Source organism: Rhodococcus sp. NBC_00294, assembly GCF_036163995.1.
Taxonomy (GTDB): domain Bacteria; phylum Actinomycetota; class Actinomycetes; order Mycobacteriales; family Mycobacteriaceae; genus Rhodococcoides.
This window is the reverse complement of record NZ_CP108043.1, coordinates 3,522,814-3,536,395: the sequence shown is the minus strand read 5'-3', so window position 1 is coordinate 3,536,395 and position 13,582 is coordinate 3,522,814. Positions and strand designations below refer to the sequence as shown.

General features: G+C 68.6%; 17 protein-coding genes. 9 read left to right on the top strand and 8 right to left on the bottom strand.

Annotated elements, in window-relative coordinates; translation table 11 throughout:
* The 4 genes from OHB23_RS16505 (at position 1) to OHB23_RS16490 (ending at position 4,478) form a co-directional block, all read left to right on the top strand.
* Entirely contained in the window at positions 1-540 is a 540-nt protein-coding gene (locus tag OHB23_RS16505; protein ID WP_442972990.1) for a DUF6912 family protein, read from the top strand.
* An 83-nt stretch (positions 541-623) separates the two neighbouring features.
* Positions 624-1,739, top strand: coding sequence for a ferredoxin reductase (locus tag OHB23_RS16500; RefSeq protein WP_328809918.1), 1,116 nt, complete (start codon positions 624-626; stop codon positions 1,737-1,739).
* Positions 1,740-1,882: 143 nt separating this feature from the next.
* Positions 1,883-3,148: a fatty acid desaturase family protein gene (locus OHB23_RS16495; RefSeq protein ID WP_328809917.1), complete on the top strand. Its 1,266-nt coding sequence runs from the start codon at positions 1,883-1,885 to the stop codon at positions 3,146-3,148.
* A 79-nt stretch (positions 3,149-3,227) separates the two neighbouring features.
* Positions 3,228-4,478: a fatty acid desaturase family protein gene (locus OHB23_RS16490; RefSeq protein WP_027506859.1), complete on the top strand. Its 1,251-nt coding sequence runs from the start codon at positions 3,228-3,230 to the stop codon at positions 4,476-4,478.
* Positions 4,479-4,497: 19 nt separating this feature from the next.
* On the opposite strand, the gene rsgA is transcribed toward OHB23_RS16490, so the two are convergent.
* From rsgA to OHB23_RS16470, 4 genes are read right to left on the bottom strand one after another with little or no spacing between them, the layout of a single operon-like run.
* Positions 4,498-5,475, bottom strand: a complete 978-nt coding sequence (gene rsgA / locus OHB23_RS16485) for a ribosome small subunit-dependent GTPase A (RefSeq protein WP_328809916.1) — start codon at positions 5,473-5,475, stop codon at positions 4,498-4,500.
* An 8-nt stretch (positions 5,476-5,483) separates the two neighbouring features.
* Positions 5,484-6,770 (bottom strand): 3-phosphoshikimate 1-carboxyvinyltransferase, encoded by a 1,287-nt coding sequence (gene aroA, locus OHB23_RS16480; protein ID WP_328809915.1) that lies wholly within the window; start codon positions 6,768-6,770, stop codon positions 5,484-5,486.
* 2 nt (positions 6,771-6,772) lie between these two features.
* Positions 6,773-7,282, bottom strand: coding sequence for an aminoacyl-tRNA deacylase (locus OHB23_RS16475; RefSeq protein WP_328809914.1), 510 nt, complete (start codon positions 7,280-7,282; stop codon positions 6,773-6,775).
* 26 nt (positions 7,283-7,308) lie between these two features.
* A complete protein-coding gene (locus OHB23_RS16470; RefSeq protein WP_261776164.1) occupies positions 7,309-7,437 on the bottom strand; it encodes a hypothetical protein in 129 nt (42 codons plus the stop codon).
* A 288-nt stretch (positions 7,438-7,725) separates the two neighbouring features.
* Between OHB23_RS16470 and OHB23_RS16465 the strand changes: the two genes are divergently transcribed.
* Positions 7,726-8,352: a sigma-70 family RNA polymerase sigma factor gene (locus tag OHB23_RS16465; RefSeq protein WP_037186858.1), complete on the top strand. Its 627-nt coding sequence runs from the start codon at positions 7,726-7,728 to the stop codon at positions 8,350-8,352.
* On the top strand, positions 8,349-8,621 hold the full coding sequence (rsrA, locus tag OHB23_RS16460; protein ID WP_027506855.1) for a mycothiol system anti-sigma-R factor: 273 nt from the start codon (positions 8,349-8,351) through the stop codon (positions 8,619-8,621). Before OHB23_RS16465 ends, rsrA begins: the two co-directional genes overlap by 4 nt.
* A 64-nt stretch (positions 8,622-8,685) precedes the next feature.
* Here rsrA and OHB23_RS22945 read toward each other — a convergent pair whose 3' ends face one another.
* Positions 8,686-8,760 carry a 50S ribosomal protein bL37 gene (locus OHB23_RS22945; RefSeq protein ID WP_110293457.1) on the bottom strand — a complete coding sequence of 25 codons (75 nt, stop codon included), beginning with the start codon at positions 8,758-8,760 and terminating at the stop codon, positions 8,686-8,688.
* 139 nt (positions 8,761-8,899) lie between these two features.
* Here OHB23_RS22945 and OHB23_RS16455 point away from each other — a divergent pair, with 139 nt between their 5' ends.
* Positions 8,900-9,115 (top strand): biotin/lipoyl-binding carrier protein, encoded by a 216-nt coding sequence (locus OHB23_RS16455; RefSeq protein ID WP_027506854.1) that lies wholly within the window; start codon positions 8,900-8,902, stop codon positions 9,113-9,115.
* Positions 9,116-9,167: 52 nt separating this feature from the next.
* Positions 9,168-10,682 carry a sensor histidine kinase gene (locus OHB23_RS16450; RefSeq protein ID WP_222627108.1) on the top strand — a complete coding sequence of 505 codons (1,515 nt, stop codon included), beginning with the start codon at positions 9,168-9,170 and terminating at the stop codon, positions 10,680-10,682.
* 76 nt (positions 10,683-10,758) lie between these two features.
* On the opposite strand, the gene OHB23_RS16445 is transcribed toward OHB23_RS16450, so the two are convergent.
* Both OHB23_RS16445 and OHB23_RS16440 read right to left on the bottom strand, forming a co-directional pair.
* Positions 10,759-11,013 (bottom strand): WhiB family transcriptional regulator, encoded by a 255-nt coding sequence (locus tag OHB23_RS16445; protein ID WP_328809913.1) that lies wholly within the window; start codon positions 11,011-11,013, stop codon positions 10,759-10,761.
* A 259-nt stretch (positions 11,014-11,272) separates the two neighbouring features.
* The gene (locus OHB23_RS16440; protein WP_027506851.1) at positions 11,273-12,238 is read right to left on the bottom strand and encodes a diacylglycerol/lipid kinase family protein; all 966 of its coding nucleotides are present in this window, start codon (positions 12,236-12,238) and stop codon (positions 11,273-11,275) included.
* 87 nt (positions 12,239-12,325) lie between these two features.
* Between OHB23_RS16440 and OHB23_RS16435 the strand changes: the two genes are divergently transcribed.
* Complete coding sequence (locus OHB23_RS16435) at positions 12,326-12,748, top strand: hypothetical protein (RefSeq protein WP_027506850.1); 423 nt, start codon at positions 12,326-12,328, stop codon at positions 12,746-12,748.
* 27 nt (positions 12,749-12,775) lie between these two features.
* Here OHB23_RS16435 and OHB23_RS16430 read toward each other — a convergent pair whose 3' ends face one another.
* Entirely contained in the window at positions 12,776-13,435 is a 660-nt protein-coding gene (locus OHB23_RS16430) for an acid phosphatase (RefSeq protein WP_081821426.1), read from the bottom strand.
* Between the last annotated feature and the right edge of the window lie 147 nt (positions 13,436-13,582).

Genomic DNA, 13,582 nt, shown 5'->3' with positions numbered 1-13,582 from the left:
GTGAGGGTGTTCGTTCCGGCGACCATGCGGATGTTGCAGACACTGGTGGACGAGGGTGAGTTCTCGCCTATCAGTCGGACGGCCTTCGCCGTGACGCCGACGTTGCGGGAGGCGTACGTCGCCGGTGACGACGACGAGTTGGCCGACGTCGCGCTGCGGGAGGCCGCGCGGGCGTCGCTGCGCCTGATCGGCGGTGAGCCGGAACTCGACTCCGACGATGACGGGGACGCCGACGAGGTCGCCGACGCCACTCCGAGCTTCCGCCGCGTCGTCATCGCCGCCGACGTCGATCCGGTGACCCTGCGTCCCGATCTCGACGACGCCGTGGTCCGCCTGCCGGCGCCGCTCTCCCTGACGGAGGTGGCGGCGGTCCACGTCGATCTCGCGGCGGCCGAGTCCGCCGTGAGCGCCGCTGTCGCCGCGGTGGACGCGGCCGACCTGGGGGATCCCGACGCCGAGTTCGTGCTGGGCGACGTCGAGGATCACGAACTCGCCTGGTACGCACCGCAGGAGATACCGTTTCTCCTGGAACTGCTCTGACACCGGAACTGCTCTGACACCGCCCTGTTTCGTCGCAGTCGTCGACTGCGTCCGTGGTGGCCGCTCGACCGAGGAGATGTGACATGGGAATCAAGGACTGGCTCGAAGCCCCGGCCGCGAGTGTGTCGTCCCCGCGGCGGCCGTCGCTGAACGTGGTGCGCGGTGCGTTCGCGCGCATCACCACGCCGTTGATTCCCGACGACTACCTGCACCTGGCCAATCCGCTGTGGTCCGCGCGCGAATTGCGCGGCCGCATCGTGCGGATCGAGAAGGTGACCGGCGACGCCGCGACCATCGTCATCAAGCCCGGATGGGGCTTCGACTTCGACTACCGGCCGGGGCAGTACATCGGCATCGGCCTCCACGTCGACGGTCGGTGGCACTGGCGGTCGTACTCCCTGACGTCGCCGCCCGACTGGAAGGACAAGCAGATCTCCATCGCCGTCAAGGCGATGCCGGAAGGTTTCCTGTCCTCGCATCTCGTCGGCGGTGTGCCGTCGGGCACGATCGTGCGGCTCGCCGCGCCGAAGGGGAACTTCGCCCTTCCGGAGCCGCCACCCGCCAAGATCATGTTCGTCACGGCCGGCAGCGGCATCACACCGGTGATCGGCATGCTGCGCAGTCTCGACTCGCGCGGCCACATGCCCGACGTGGTGCACGTGCACTCGGCTCCCACGGCGGACGACGTGATGTTCGCCTCGGAGTTGGCGGCGCTCGACGCGAAGTACGACTCGGTCGTGTCCCACGTGCAGCACACCCGTTCGGACGGCAAGTTCGATCTGGGCTCGCTCGACGAGCACTACCCGGACTGGCGCGAGCGTCAGACGTGGGCGTGCGGTCCGGCGGCGATGCTCGACGACATCGAGAGGGTGTGGCGGGAGGCAGGCATCTCGGAGAACCTGCACACCGAGCGTTTCGAGATCGTGCGCACCGGCGCGCCGAGCGACGGCGGCACGGTCACGTTCTCCGTCTCCGACCGCACGGTGGCGGTGGACGGCGCCACCACGTTGTTGGAGGCCGGTGAGAAGGCAGGTGTGCGAATGCCTTTCGGCTGCCGCATGGGTATCTGCCAGACGTGCGTGGTGCCGCTGACCGACGGTCACGTCCGAGATCTGCGCTCGGGCAAGGAGCATGCGCACGGCGAGCGGATCCAGACGTGCATCTCCGCGGCTGCCGGGGACTGCACGCTCGAACTCTGACTCCGTCGGCCCCGGGTCGCGCCGCAGGGGTGATCGCACACACACCCTGCGCACAGGCTCGTCCGCTATTCTCGGAAAGGCCTGCCCGCCGATACCGAATCGGTGCGAGGAACGGCATACCGCGATCCGGGGAGTAGACCAGCATGGCCATCACGGACATCTTGGAGTTCGCACATCTGACCGACGAGGACATCGAGTCCCTCGGTCGTGAACTCGATGCCATCCGTCGGGACGTCGAGGACACCCGAGGACGCAAGGACGCGGAGTACATCCGCCGCACCATCGCGCTGCAGCGCGCGCTCGAGGTCGGCGGACGGCTCGCGATCATGGGTTCCCGCTGGCGCTCGGCCGCGCTGGTGGGCGCAGGTCTGCTGGCGGCCAGCAAGATCATCGAGAACATGGAGTTGGGCCACAACGTCTCTCACGGTCAGTGGGACTGGATGAACGATCCGGAGATCCACTCCACCTCGTGGGAGTGGGACCAGACCGGTCCGTCCGCGCACTGGAAGCGTGCGCACAACTACTCGCATCACACGTACACCAACATCGTCGGCATGGACCACGACGTGGGCTTCGGGATCCTCCGGATGACCCGCGACGAGAAGTGGCGGCCACGCAACCTGGTGCAGCCCCTGGGCAACCTGGTGCTGGCACTGACGTTCGAGTGGGGCATCGCTCTGCACGACCTGGACGCGGCGAAGCTCGAGGCCGGTGTTCCCGCGACGCAGCTGCTCTCGGAGCCGAACAAGGAGTTCGCTCGGAAGGTCGCGTCGCAGGTCGGCAAGGATTTCGTGCTCTTCCCGCTGCTCGCGGGTCCGGCGTGGCGTCGTGCACTCGGGGCGAACCTCACCGCCAACGTGGTGCGGAACCTGTGGGCGTACGCCGTGATCTTCTGCGGTCACTTCCCGGACGGCGCCGAGAAGTTCACGATGGGCCAGTTCGAGACGGAGACCCACGAGGAGTGGTACCTCCGGCAGATGCTCGGCAGCGCCAACTTCACGGCCGGCCCCACGATGGCCTTCATGAGCGGCAACCTCTGCTACCAGATCGAGCATCACCTGTTCCCGGACCTGCCGAGCAATCGGTACGCCGAGGTGGCCGTCCGGGTGCGCGCGCTGTGCGACAAGTACGACCTGCCGTACACCACCGGCAACCTGGCGACCCAGTACTGGAAGGCGCTGCGCACCATCTTCAAGCTGTCGCTGCCCGACCAGCTGCTTCGTCGCACGTCGGACGATGCGCCGGAGACCAGTTCGGAGCGCCGTTTCCAGAGCCCCGGCTCCTCCGTCGTGGACCGGGTGCGGTTCGATCCGGTCACCGGTCGCAAGCGCGGACTGCGGTCGGCCCTGCACGAGGCGCGGCTCGAGGCGCGTCAGGCAGTGAAGCGGGTCACAGATACGACGGCGTAACCTACGGGTGCGTAACTTCCGGTAGAGTAACCACGGTCAGGCCCACACGGGCATCGACCACCTGCCGAGGAGTGACCACATGGCGATTTCCGACGTCAAGGAATATGCCCACCTCACCGAGGCCGACGTCGAGGCGCTGGGCCATGAACTCGACGCGTTGCGTCGGGAGATCGAAGAGTCGCGCGGCGAGAAGGATGCGCGGTACATCCGCAACACCATCCGTTTCCAGCGCTCCCTCGAGGCCCTCGGCCGCACCACGATGCTCGCCAGCAACCACCGCGCCGCGTGGTGGGCCGGTAGCGCGATGCTCGGTGTCTCGAAGATCGTCGAGAACATGGAGCTCGGCCACAACGTCATGCACGGCCAGTGGGACTGGATGAACGACCCGGAGATCCATTCCACCTCGTGGGAATGGGACAACACCGGTCCGTCCGAGCACTGGAAGCAGACCCACAACTACATCCATCACAAGTACACCAACGTGCTGGGCATGGACGACGACGTGGGCTACGGCCTCATCCGCGTCACGCGTGACCGCAAGTGGGTCCCGTTCAATGCCGGCAACCTCGTGTACAACACGCTGCTGATGCTCCTGTTCGAGTACGGCGTGGCGGTACAGCATCTCGAGCTGGGCAAGGCCGTGAAAGGCCGTGTGCCCAAGGAGGAGACGCGACGCAAGCTGAAGGAGGTCGGCGACAAGGTCGGCCGCCAGATGCTGAAGGACTATGCGATCACGCCGGCCATCACGTCGCTGTCGCCCGCCGCGTCCTACCGAAAGACGTTGACCGCCAACATCATGGCGAACGTCATCCGTAACATCTGGACGAACGCCGTCATCTTCTGTGGTCACTTCCCGGACGGTGCGGAGAAGTTCACGCGCCACGACCTCCAGGACGAGACGCAGGGGCAGTGGTACCTCCGACAGATGTTGGGCAGCGCCAACTTCCACGCCGGACCGACCCTCGCCTTCATGTCAGGCAACCTCTGCTACCAGATCGAGCACCACGTGTTCCCCGATCTGCCGAGCAACCGGCTCGCCGCGATCAGTGTGCGGGTCCGCGAACTGTGCGAGAAGTACGACCTGCCGTACACCACAGGGCCTTTCCTCGCCCAGTACGGCAAGTCCTGGCGCACCATCGCGAAGCTGTCGCTCCCCGACAAGTACCTCAAGGCCACGGCGGACGACGCACCGGAGACGGCATCCGAGCGCAAGTTCGGGGGCAACGTCACCTCGACGGTCGACCCGGTGACCGGACGTCGTTCCGGTCTGCTGAGCGCGATCAAGCAGGGTAAGGGCGGCACGGGACTGCGAAAGCTGCTCTCGCGCTGATCGATCGGTCGGAGCTCCGTCAGTAGGAGTCGTTCGACATCACGGCCACCAACAGCAGGCGAACCGCGGCGACGCGGTTCGCCTGCTGTCCTGTCAGGGTGTCCAGAGCGCACTCCGGGTCGGCCGGCGGCCCGAGGTGTGTGCAGCCGCGCGGGCAGTCCTCGATGGTGACGGCGAGGTCCGAGAACGCCGCGACGACATCCTCCGGCGAGATGTGGGCCAGCCCGAAGGACCGGATACCGGGAGTGTCGATGACCCAGCCTCCACCCGGAAGATGCAGCGACACCGACTGAGTCGACGTGTGCCGTCCCTTGCCGACGCCGGAGACGATGCCGACGGCGCGATGTGCCTCCGGCACCAGCCGGTTCACCAAGGTCGACTTGCCCACCCCCGAGTGGCCGATCAGCGCGGACGACTTCCCGGTGATCATCGCCAGGAGCTCGTCCAGCGGACGGTCCCGGCCCACCATCACCACCGGCACGTCGAGGTCGGCGAAGACGGCGGCGAACTCGTCGGACGACGCCAAGTCGTCCTTCGTCAGACACAGCACGGGTCGGAGACCACCCACGAACGCTGCCACCATCGCGCGCTCGACGAAGCCCGAGCGGGGTGGCGGGTCGGCCAACGCCACCACGATCAGCAGCTGGTCCGCGTTGGCCACCACGACACGCTCGTACGGATCCGTGTCGTCGGCGGTGCGCCGCAGCACCGTTCGTCGTTCGTCCACGCGGACGATGCGGGCCAGGGCGTCGACGCGTCCCGAGACGTCGCCGACGATGCCCACCGCGTCACCGACGACGATCGGGGTCCGGCCCAGCTCGCGCGCTCGCATGGCGACCACGAGGCGCTCGGGATCGTTGTCGATCACGCAACCCCACCGGCCGCGATCCACCGACACCACCATCGCGTCCGAGGCATCGGCGTGGGTGGGCCGCGTCTTCGTTCGTGGGCGCGTGCCCTTGCCCGGCCGGACGCGGACGTCCGACTCGTCGTACACCCGCCGGATCAGCGTGCACCACCTCCGGCCAGCATGGCGCTCCAGAGGGTCGCGAACCCCGGCAGCGTCTTGGCGGTGGAGTCGATGTCGTCGACCTCGACGCTCGGGACGACCAGACCGATCACGGCGCCCGCCGTGGCCATGCGATGGTCGGCGTACGCCCGCCAGGGTCCGCCGTGCAGCGGCGCCGGCTCGATGATCAGGCCGTCCTCGGTCTCCTCGACACCGCAGCCCAGAGCACCGAGTTCCGCCGTGAGTGCGGCGAGCCGATCCGTCTCGTGCCCGCGCAGATGGGCGATCCCGCGCAGGCGCGAGGGGGACCCGGCCAGGGCCGCCATCGCCGCGACCGTGGGGGTCAGCTCGCCGATGTCGTGCAGGTCCACGTCGACGCCCTCGAGCTTCTCGGGCCCCCGCGCCGTGAGCGACTCGGCAGTGAGCAACACCTCGGCCCCCATCGACGTGAGGATGTCGCGGAACGCGTCACCGGGCTGCGTCGTCCGGGCAGGCCACCGGGGCACGGTCACCTCACCGCCCGTGACGGCCGCCGCGGCGAGGAACGGGGTCGCGTTGGACAGGTCCGGTTCCACGACACGGTCGACCGGAGCCACGGCGCCGGGATGCACGCGCCACCGGTTCGGAACGCCCGAGTCCTCGGGAGTCTCCACCTCGATCCCGCTCTCGCGCAGCATCTCCACCGTCATGTCGATGTGAGGCATCGACGGCACCGGGGGACCGACGTGCTCGACGACGAGGCCCTCGTCGAACCGCGCCGCCGAGAGCAGGAGCCCCGAAACGAACTGGGACGACCCGGACGCGTCCAGTCGGACCGTGCCCCCGCGGACCCGGCCCGTGCCGTCGACGACGAACGGCAACCGGTCCCCGCTCACGGGAACACCGAGGGCGCGGAGCGCGTCGAGAATGGTCTGCTGCGGGCGCGAGCGGGCGTGCTCGTCGCCGTCGAAGCGCGAGCGACCGGTGGCCAGCGCGGCCACGGGGGGAACGAAGCGCATGACGGTGCCGGCCAGCCCGCAGTCCACGTCGCCGCCGCGGCCGGGTCCGGGGGTGACCCGCACCGTCGTCCCGTCGTCGTCGGGGGACTGCACGACAGCACCCAGGGTGCGCAGCGCATCGATCATCAGATCGGTGTCACGGCTGCGCAGAGCGCCGGTCACCGTCGACGGTCCGTCCGCGAGCGCCGCGAGGATCAGGGCGCGATTGGTGATCGACTTCGACCCCGGGAGGTCGACGGTCGCACGGACGGGCTGCGGGGCGAGGGGCGCGATCCAGGACGTCACGGTCACAGTCTCTCACTGGCGGACGCGCGTCGGATGTCCGCGACGGTCGCGGCGGTGGCCCGGACGAGATCCTGTGCGGAGAGTTCGATCTCCAGACCGCGCCGACCGCCGCTGCAGAAGAGGGTCGAGTGCCCGAGTGCCGACGTGTCGACGACCGTGGGCAGGGGCGTGCGCTGACCGAGCGGGGAGACGCCCCCCAGGACGTAGCCCGTCGACCGGCGCACGGCTGCGGGATCGGCCATCGACACCTTGCTCGCCCCGAGGGCAGCGGCGACGGACTTCACGGCGAGCTTGTCCGGCACGGGAAGAACCGCGACCGCCAACGAGGAGCCCGTCGACACGACCAGGGTCTTGAACACCCGATCCGCCGACACACCGAGGCCGCCGGACAGTGCGTCGACCGCCTCGTCGCCGTACTGCTCGGTGCCGCGGTCGTGCTCGTAGGCGTGGACGGTGAACTCGATTCCGAGCCGCGTCAGCATCGTCGTCGCGGGAGTAGCCGATCCGGCCATGGCGTCGTGGTCCCTTCCCACCGTGATCACCCGCCCCGCGAGTACGTCGAGAACGTCGTGATCGGCTGCTGGTACACGACATTCTGGCCGTACTCGCGGAGACGGTCCGGCAGCGGGGGGAACACGACGGCGGCCACGGCTGTTGCACGCAGCATCAGGACGGCGCGCACTGTGCGCCGCCGCTCGACGGAGGAGGGCGTGTGAACGTCGTTGCACCGGAGCGCTCCGGAGCCGAGAGGCTCTCGGCGACGCTGACGAATGTGGTGGTGATCCCATCGGTAAAGTGGAGTCCGGACGACCACGGTGAGCTCACCGGTTCCCGGACGTCCGAGGTCGACACCTCGGAGGACGGGGCGGTCGCCGCGGGGCACACGAGAGGGGCCAGCGTGACGGATCAGCCACAGACCGAGACCGGCACCACGACGGGCGCCGTCGATCCTGCGATCCTCGAGACGGAGGACGGCATCCGCTCGCGGGAGAACGCTGCGGATCTGACGGCGCGGTTCGAGCGTGACGCGCTCCCGCTGCTCGACCAGCTGTACGGCGCGGCCCTGCGGATGACGCGGAACCCGTCCGATGCCGAGGACCTGGTCCAGGAGACGTACGTCAAGGCGTACACGGCGTTCAAGAGCTTCCGCGAGGGCACGAACCTCAAGGCGTGGCTCTACCGGATTCTGACCAACACCTACATCAACTCGTACCGGAAGAAGCAGCGCCAGCCGGCGCAGTACCCGACGGACGAGATCACCGACTGGCAGCTCGCGGCCACCGCTGAGCACTCGTCCACCGGTCTACGGTCGGCCGAGGTCGAGGCGCTGGACGCCCTGCCCGACGACGACATCAAGGCGGCGCTGCAGGCGTTGCCCGAGGAGTTCCGCATGGCGGTGTACTACGCCGACGTCGAGGGATTCCCGTACAAGGAGATCGCCGAGATCATGGGCACGCCCATCGGCACCGTGATGTCGCGGTTGCACCGCGGCCGCAAGCAACTGCGCAACGAACTGGCGGAGGTCGCTCGCGACCGTGGATTCAACCGGTCCGCCGCGGCGACCGAGGAGGTAGCACGATGAGCGGCAACGAGTTCGAGGACCTGGACTGCTCGGCCGTCATCGCCGACGTGTGGACGTTGCTCGACAACGAGTGCGACGAGGCCAGCAGGCAGCGCGTGCAGCGTCACCTCGACAGTTGCGGTTCGTGCCTCGCGCAGTACGGCATCGAGGAGAAGATCAAGTCTCTGGTCGGCCGCAAGTGCGGCGGCGAGCGGGCTCCGGAAGGCCTGCGGGAGCGCCTGACGCTGGAGATCCGGCGGTCGGTGACCATCACCGCCACCGAGGACTGACCGCCTACACGACGAAGGGCCGGGACGCTGGGCGTCCCGGCCCTTCGTCGTGTGGTGCTCGTGATCAGCTGTTGGGGCGCTTGCCGTGGTTGGCTGCATTTCCCTTACGGCTGCGCTTCTTGCGTCCTCGCTTGCCCATGGTGGATCTCCTTCCTGTTCCACCCAGTTTCTCACGTGTGGTTGGCTGTACGACGAGCGGCCGTGCCTCCGGCGTGGTCCGTTCACCGAACGAGTCGACACGCGCGTGCAGACGAGCGGAACGGAACAGGGGGACCGTGATGGCCGAGGACGTCCGAGCCGAGATGGTGTCGACGGTGTTCCAGATCGTCGTCGCCGAGGGCGATCACGTGAACGAGGGCGACGCCGTGGTGGTGCTCGAGTCGATGAAGATGGAGATTCCCGTGCTCGCCGAGTCCGCGGGCACCGTGACGTCCATCGGAGTCGCCGTGGGCGACGTCATCCAGCAGGGCGACCTGATCGCCGTCATCTCCTGATCCGGTCACCACTCTGATCAGCCGACGCCGCACCGGGACAGGGTGATTCGTCGTGTCCACGCTGTCCGAGATGCTCGCCGAGCACACCGACCTGCCGGGTACGGCGGTCGATCATCTGCAACGCGTCGTGGGGGAGTGGCAGATCCTCGCGGACATCTCCTTCGCGGACCTGCTGCTCTGGGTGCCCGTCGACCATCCCGGATCGCGTGCGGTGACGTCGTCGGACACGGCGACGGTGGTGTGCGTCGCGCAGTGTCGTCCGACGACGGCCCCCACGGTGATCCCGTCGGACACGGTCGGTGCGGTGGTCGGGGAGACCGAACATCCCGAGGTCGCGGAGTGCCTGCGCACGGCGTCGATCGTGCGCGGCGGTGGTCGCCTCCCCGACGATCAGGGTCCGCCCCACGACGCCGTTCCCGTGCGCGTCGACGGCCGCGTGGTCGCCGTGCTGACGCGTGACTCCGCGCCGGTCTCCGGCCGACCGCCGAGCTTGCTGGAGGCCGCGTACCGCGACTGCGCCCACCACCTCTCCGACATGATCGCGGAGGGGTCGTTCCCCTCGCCGTCCGAGAAGACGGACGTCAACTCGAGCCCACGCGTCGGCGACGGGTTCATCCGCCTCGACACCGCCGGCATGGTCACCTACGCGAGCCCCAACGCGGTGTCCGCCTACCACCGGATGGGGTTGACGGCAGATCTCCCCGGCCACGACCTCGCTGCGTCGACCCGGTCGCTCGTCACCGATCCCTTCGACGCGGAAGAGATCGCCGCCACCATCGGAGCGGCCGTCACGTCCGCCGGGGGACGACGGATGGAGGTGGACGCTCGCGGTGCCACCGTGCTGCTGCGCACGGTTCCGCTGCGCCCGGCCGGCACGTCCGTGGGCGCTCTGGTGCTGGTCCGGGACGTCACCGAGGTGAAGCGTCGCGATCGCGCGCTGCTGAGCAAGGACGCGACCATCCGCGAGATCCATCACCGGGTCAAGAACAACTTGCAGACCGTCGCTGCTCTCCTGCGTCTGCAAGCTCGCCGGACCGACAACGACGAGGCCAAGGTCGCGCTGAGCGAGTCGGTCCGCCGGGTCACCTCCATCGCCCTCGTCCACGACGTGCTGTCGACGTCGGTGGACGAGGTCGTCGACCTGGACGAGGTGGTCGACCGCCTGGTTCCCGTCATGGTCGACATCGGCTCGCTGTCCGCGGACGTCACCGTCGGTCGCGAGGGCAGCCTGGGTGTGTTCCCGGCCGAACGGGCGACCCCGCTGGTCATGGTGCTCACCGAGCTGGTCCAGAACTCGCTCGAGCACGGGTTCGATCCGGGTGCGCGAGGCCGTGTGACCATCGAGTCCCGACGGTCCTCCCGCATGCTGGAGGTCACCGTGCGCGACGACGGCCGTGGAGTCTCCGACGACTTCGACGCGTCGGCGTCCGACCGGCTGGGACTGCAGATCGTCTCGACACTCGTCACGGTGGAGTTGGGCGGCACCATCAGCGTCGCGGCCGGGCCGGACGGGGGAACCGCTGCCGAGCTCCGCGTCCCGCTCGGACGCCGAGAACCACGCGGCTGACACTGGCTGCCCCGTCGGACACACAAAAGGCCCGGCACCATGCGGTGCCGGGCCTGCGTGCGTCTCACTAGCTGTGTCAGACCGCCGAGCGTGCGCGGGTACGCGCGTTACGACGCTTCAGCGCGCGACGCTCGTCCTCGCTCAGGCCGCCCCAGACGCCCGCGTCCTGACCGGACTCGAGAGCCCAGGACAGGCAGTCCGCGGTGACGGGGCACCGGTTGCACACGACCTTGGCATCAGCGATCTGTGCGAGTGCCGGGCCGCTGTTTCCCACCGGGAAGAACAGTTCCGGGTCCTCGTCGCGACAGATAGCCTTGTGGCGCCAATCCATCCTCTTACTCCTCACTGAGCGCACGACGGCGCTGTCGAATAACTGATCCTGGACTCACGTCCGGATCGTGGGCTTGTTGTCCTGCAGTTCGCGAGCGCGGCAACCAATGTTTCCGCACTGTTACTTGTGAATGCTTTCACGAACCAAGCAGAAGTCAAGAGATGACGCGGTGCGGGTGGCCAAGCTCACTGGACCCGATTTGGTTTCACACCCGACGTCTGGTACCCGGATCGGGAGATGTGAAACACAGTAGCTTGGCCTACGGGGTATCGCCAGGTAAAGGCGCCACGACGGCGAGGGCGTCCGGTGCGGACGCGAATTCGACCTCGGTGCGTTCTCCCAGGTAGTCGCCGTCGACCTGCAGGCCGGTCGGTTCCACCGAACGCACGCGAATCCATTTCACGTCGTCCTCTCGGAGAAGCGCCCGAGAATGCGGACCGGACGTTCCGGACAGCATTTGCACGACCACTCGCAACGTCGTGAATACCTTCGTGGATCGCATTGCGAATATGCCGAGTCCGCTGTCGAACGAGGTGCCGGGGTTCGTCCGGACCGGGCGTGCGTCGAGGAACGTCCACGGATCGGAGTTGGTCACGAACGCGAAGTGAACGCCCGTCACGGCCTCGCCGGTGTCGGTCTCCACGGTGAGGTGCGGGTCGCGGCGCTTGCGGCGGAAGAACGTGGTGACCGCGGTCCGGACGTAGCGCGAGGGCGTGACCGCCTCGCCGCCCTTGCGGCCTCGATCGATCGCGTCGCACACGTCCGCGTCCCATCCGAGGCCGGCGTTGAACAGGAACCATGTCTTGTCGCAGTGCCCCAGGCCGATGCGCCTGCTCGTTCCCGACTCCAGCAGATCGATGAGCTGGTTGGTGGCCTCGACCGGGTCCCTCGCGATGCCCAGCGAGCGAGCGAACACGTTGGCGGATCCGCCCGGGACGACCGCCAGCAGCGGCACGGGTCCCACGGTGACCGACTGCATGGAGGTCGGGGCAGGAACACCGAGAAGTCCGTTCACCACCTCGTTCACCGTTCCGTCGCCGCCGTGCACGATCACCAGATCGATACCGGCCCGGCGGGCCTCGGTCGCGAGTTCGCTCGCGTGTCCACGGTGCGTGGTGTGGAGCACTCTGAGCGACACCCTGCTCGCGAGCGCATGCGCCACCAGGTCTCGGCCGGCAGCCGTGGTGGACGTGGCGTTCGGGTTGACGATGAGGATGGCTCGCACGATCACTCAGAGTAGACGCGAGCGGCGGCGGCTCACGACCACCGGCGCGTGACCGTCGGTCACCTCGCGCGTGTGCTCTAGGGTGGCCTGGTGCGTCCGAAGCTGCCCGATTCCGGTGTTCCGGCACCGGTGCGCGCCGCGGGCCTGTTGGTGTCCGTGCAGGGCGCCACGGCGGTCGTGGTGGCACTCGTCCTGGTGATCCGCGGCGCCGCCGGCGCCGACGAGAGCGTCATCAACGGTTTCGGCACCGCGATCTGGTTCGCCGCACTCGGGGGCGCCGTGCTCACCGGTGGCATCGCCCTGATCCTCGGGCACCGCTGGGGCCGCGCCATCGCGATCGTCGCGCAGCTGTTGTTGCTCCCGGTGGTCTGGTCGCTCCTCACCGATTCCGGGCGGCCCGTGCTGGGCTCGTTGCTCGGCATCGTCGTCATCGGCGTCCTGGTCTGTCTGTTCAGCGGCCCCGCCACGAGGTGGCTCGCCGACGACTACGTCGAGACCGACGACGCCTGAGCGGCTCTCCGACCGACGCCGGGCAGCTCAGGAACCGAGGCGAGGATCCACGTTGTGGGTGTGGATCTGCCGGTACTCGTGCTCGTACCCCAGCACGGTGAAGCCGGCGGGCGCCAGCGCGAAGCGCTTTCCCTCTGTCACCGGTTGCTCGACCCACCGCGCGATGACCGACCTGGAGAAGTGGCCGTGCCCGACGAGCACGACGTCGCGCTCGGCGAGGGTGGGAACGACGACGGACAGGACGAGATCGGCCCGTGCGGACACGGCGTCGATGGTCTCGCCGGACGGTGACGGATGCGTCCAGACGGTCCAGTGCGGCGCGGTCTCCCGGATCTGCGGAGTGGTCAGGCCCTCGTAGTCGCCGTAGTCCCACTCGACCAGCGCGTCCCACACCCGATCGACGGTGAGTCCGGCCAGCTCCGCCGTCCGCAGCGCCCGCGATCGGGGGCTGCTGACCACCAGGGGACGTTCGAGCCCGAGCGCCGCGATGCGGTCCCCGGCGGCGCGGGCCTGGTCCTCCCCGTCGGCGGTGAGAGCGATGTCCGTCCGTCCGGTGTGTCGACCGCTCGCCGCCCACTCCGTCTGACCGTGACGGATCAACACGAGTCTGGCGTCGGAGCGCCGCGGCGACGTCCCGGACCCTCCGGACGATGCGGGTGCCGGGTCACGGGGGTCGGGGTCTGCCATGGCTCGATCATGCTCCCGGGTCGCGCCGCGTCGATGACGGAGGTCGTCCCGGTGACGGAGGTCTCGCGAAATCCGCTGGTGATCGCCGCCGGTGGGGTGTTTACTTCCTTGGTCCGATCACGCGACACCCGGCCTCGATGCCGGCGG

What these genes read in the sequence shown, in the direction of transcription:
- OHB23_RS16430 (WP_081821426.1), bottom strand. Translation starts at nt 13,435, where the DNA reads ATGGCAGACCCCGACCCCCGTGACCCGGCACCCGCATCGTCCGGAGGG.
- OHB23_RS16475 (WP_328809914.1), bottom strand. Translation starts at nt 7,282, where the DNA reads ATGGCCGGATCGGCTACTCCCGCGACGACGATGCTGACGCGGCTCGGA.
- OHB23_RS16500 (WP_328809918.1), top strand. Translation starts at nt 624, where the DNA reads ATGGGAATCAAGGACTGGCTCGAAGCCCCGGCCGCGAGTGTGTCGTCC.
- OHB23_RS16490 (WP_027506859.1), top strand. Translation starts at nt 3,228, where the DNA reads ATGGCGATTTCCGACGTCAAGGAATATGCCCACCTCACCGAGGCCGAC.
- rsrA (WP_027506855.1), top strand. Translation starts at nt 8,349, where the DNA reads ATGAGCGGCAACGAGTTCGAGGACCTGGACTGCTCGGCCGTCATCGCC.
- OHB23_RS16470 (WP_261776164.1), bottom strand. Translation starts at nt 7,437, where the DNA reads ATGCTGCGTGCAACAGCCGTGGCCGCCGTCGTGTTCCCCCCGCTGCCG.
- OHB23_RS16495 (WP_328809917.1), top strand. Translation starts at nt 1,883, where the DNA reads ATGGCCATCACGGACATCTTGGAGTTCGCACATCTGACCGACGAGGAC.
- OHB23_RS16445 (WP_328809913.1), bottom strand. Translation starts at nt 11,013, where the DNA reads ATGGATTGGCGCCACAAGGCTATCTGTCGCGACGAGGACCCGGAACTG.
- OHB23_RS16455 (WP_027506854.1), top strand. Translation starts at nt 8,900, where the DNA reads ATGGCCGAGGACGTCCGAGCCGAGATGGTGTCGACGGTGTTCCAGATC.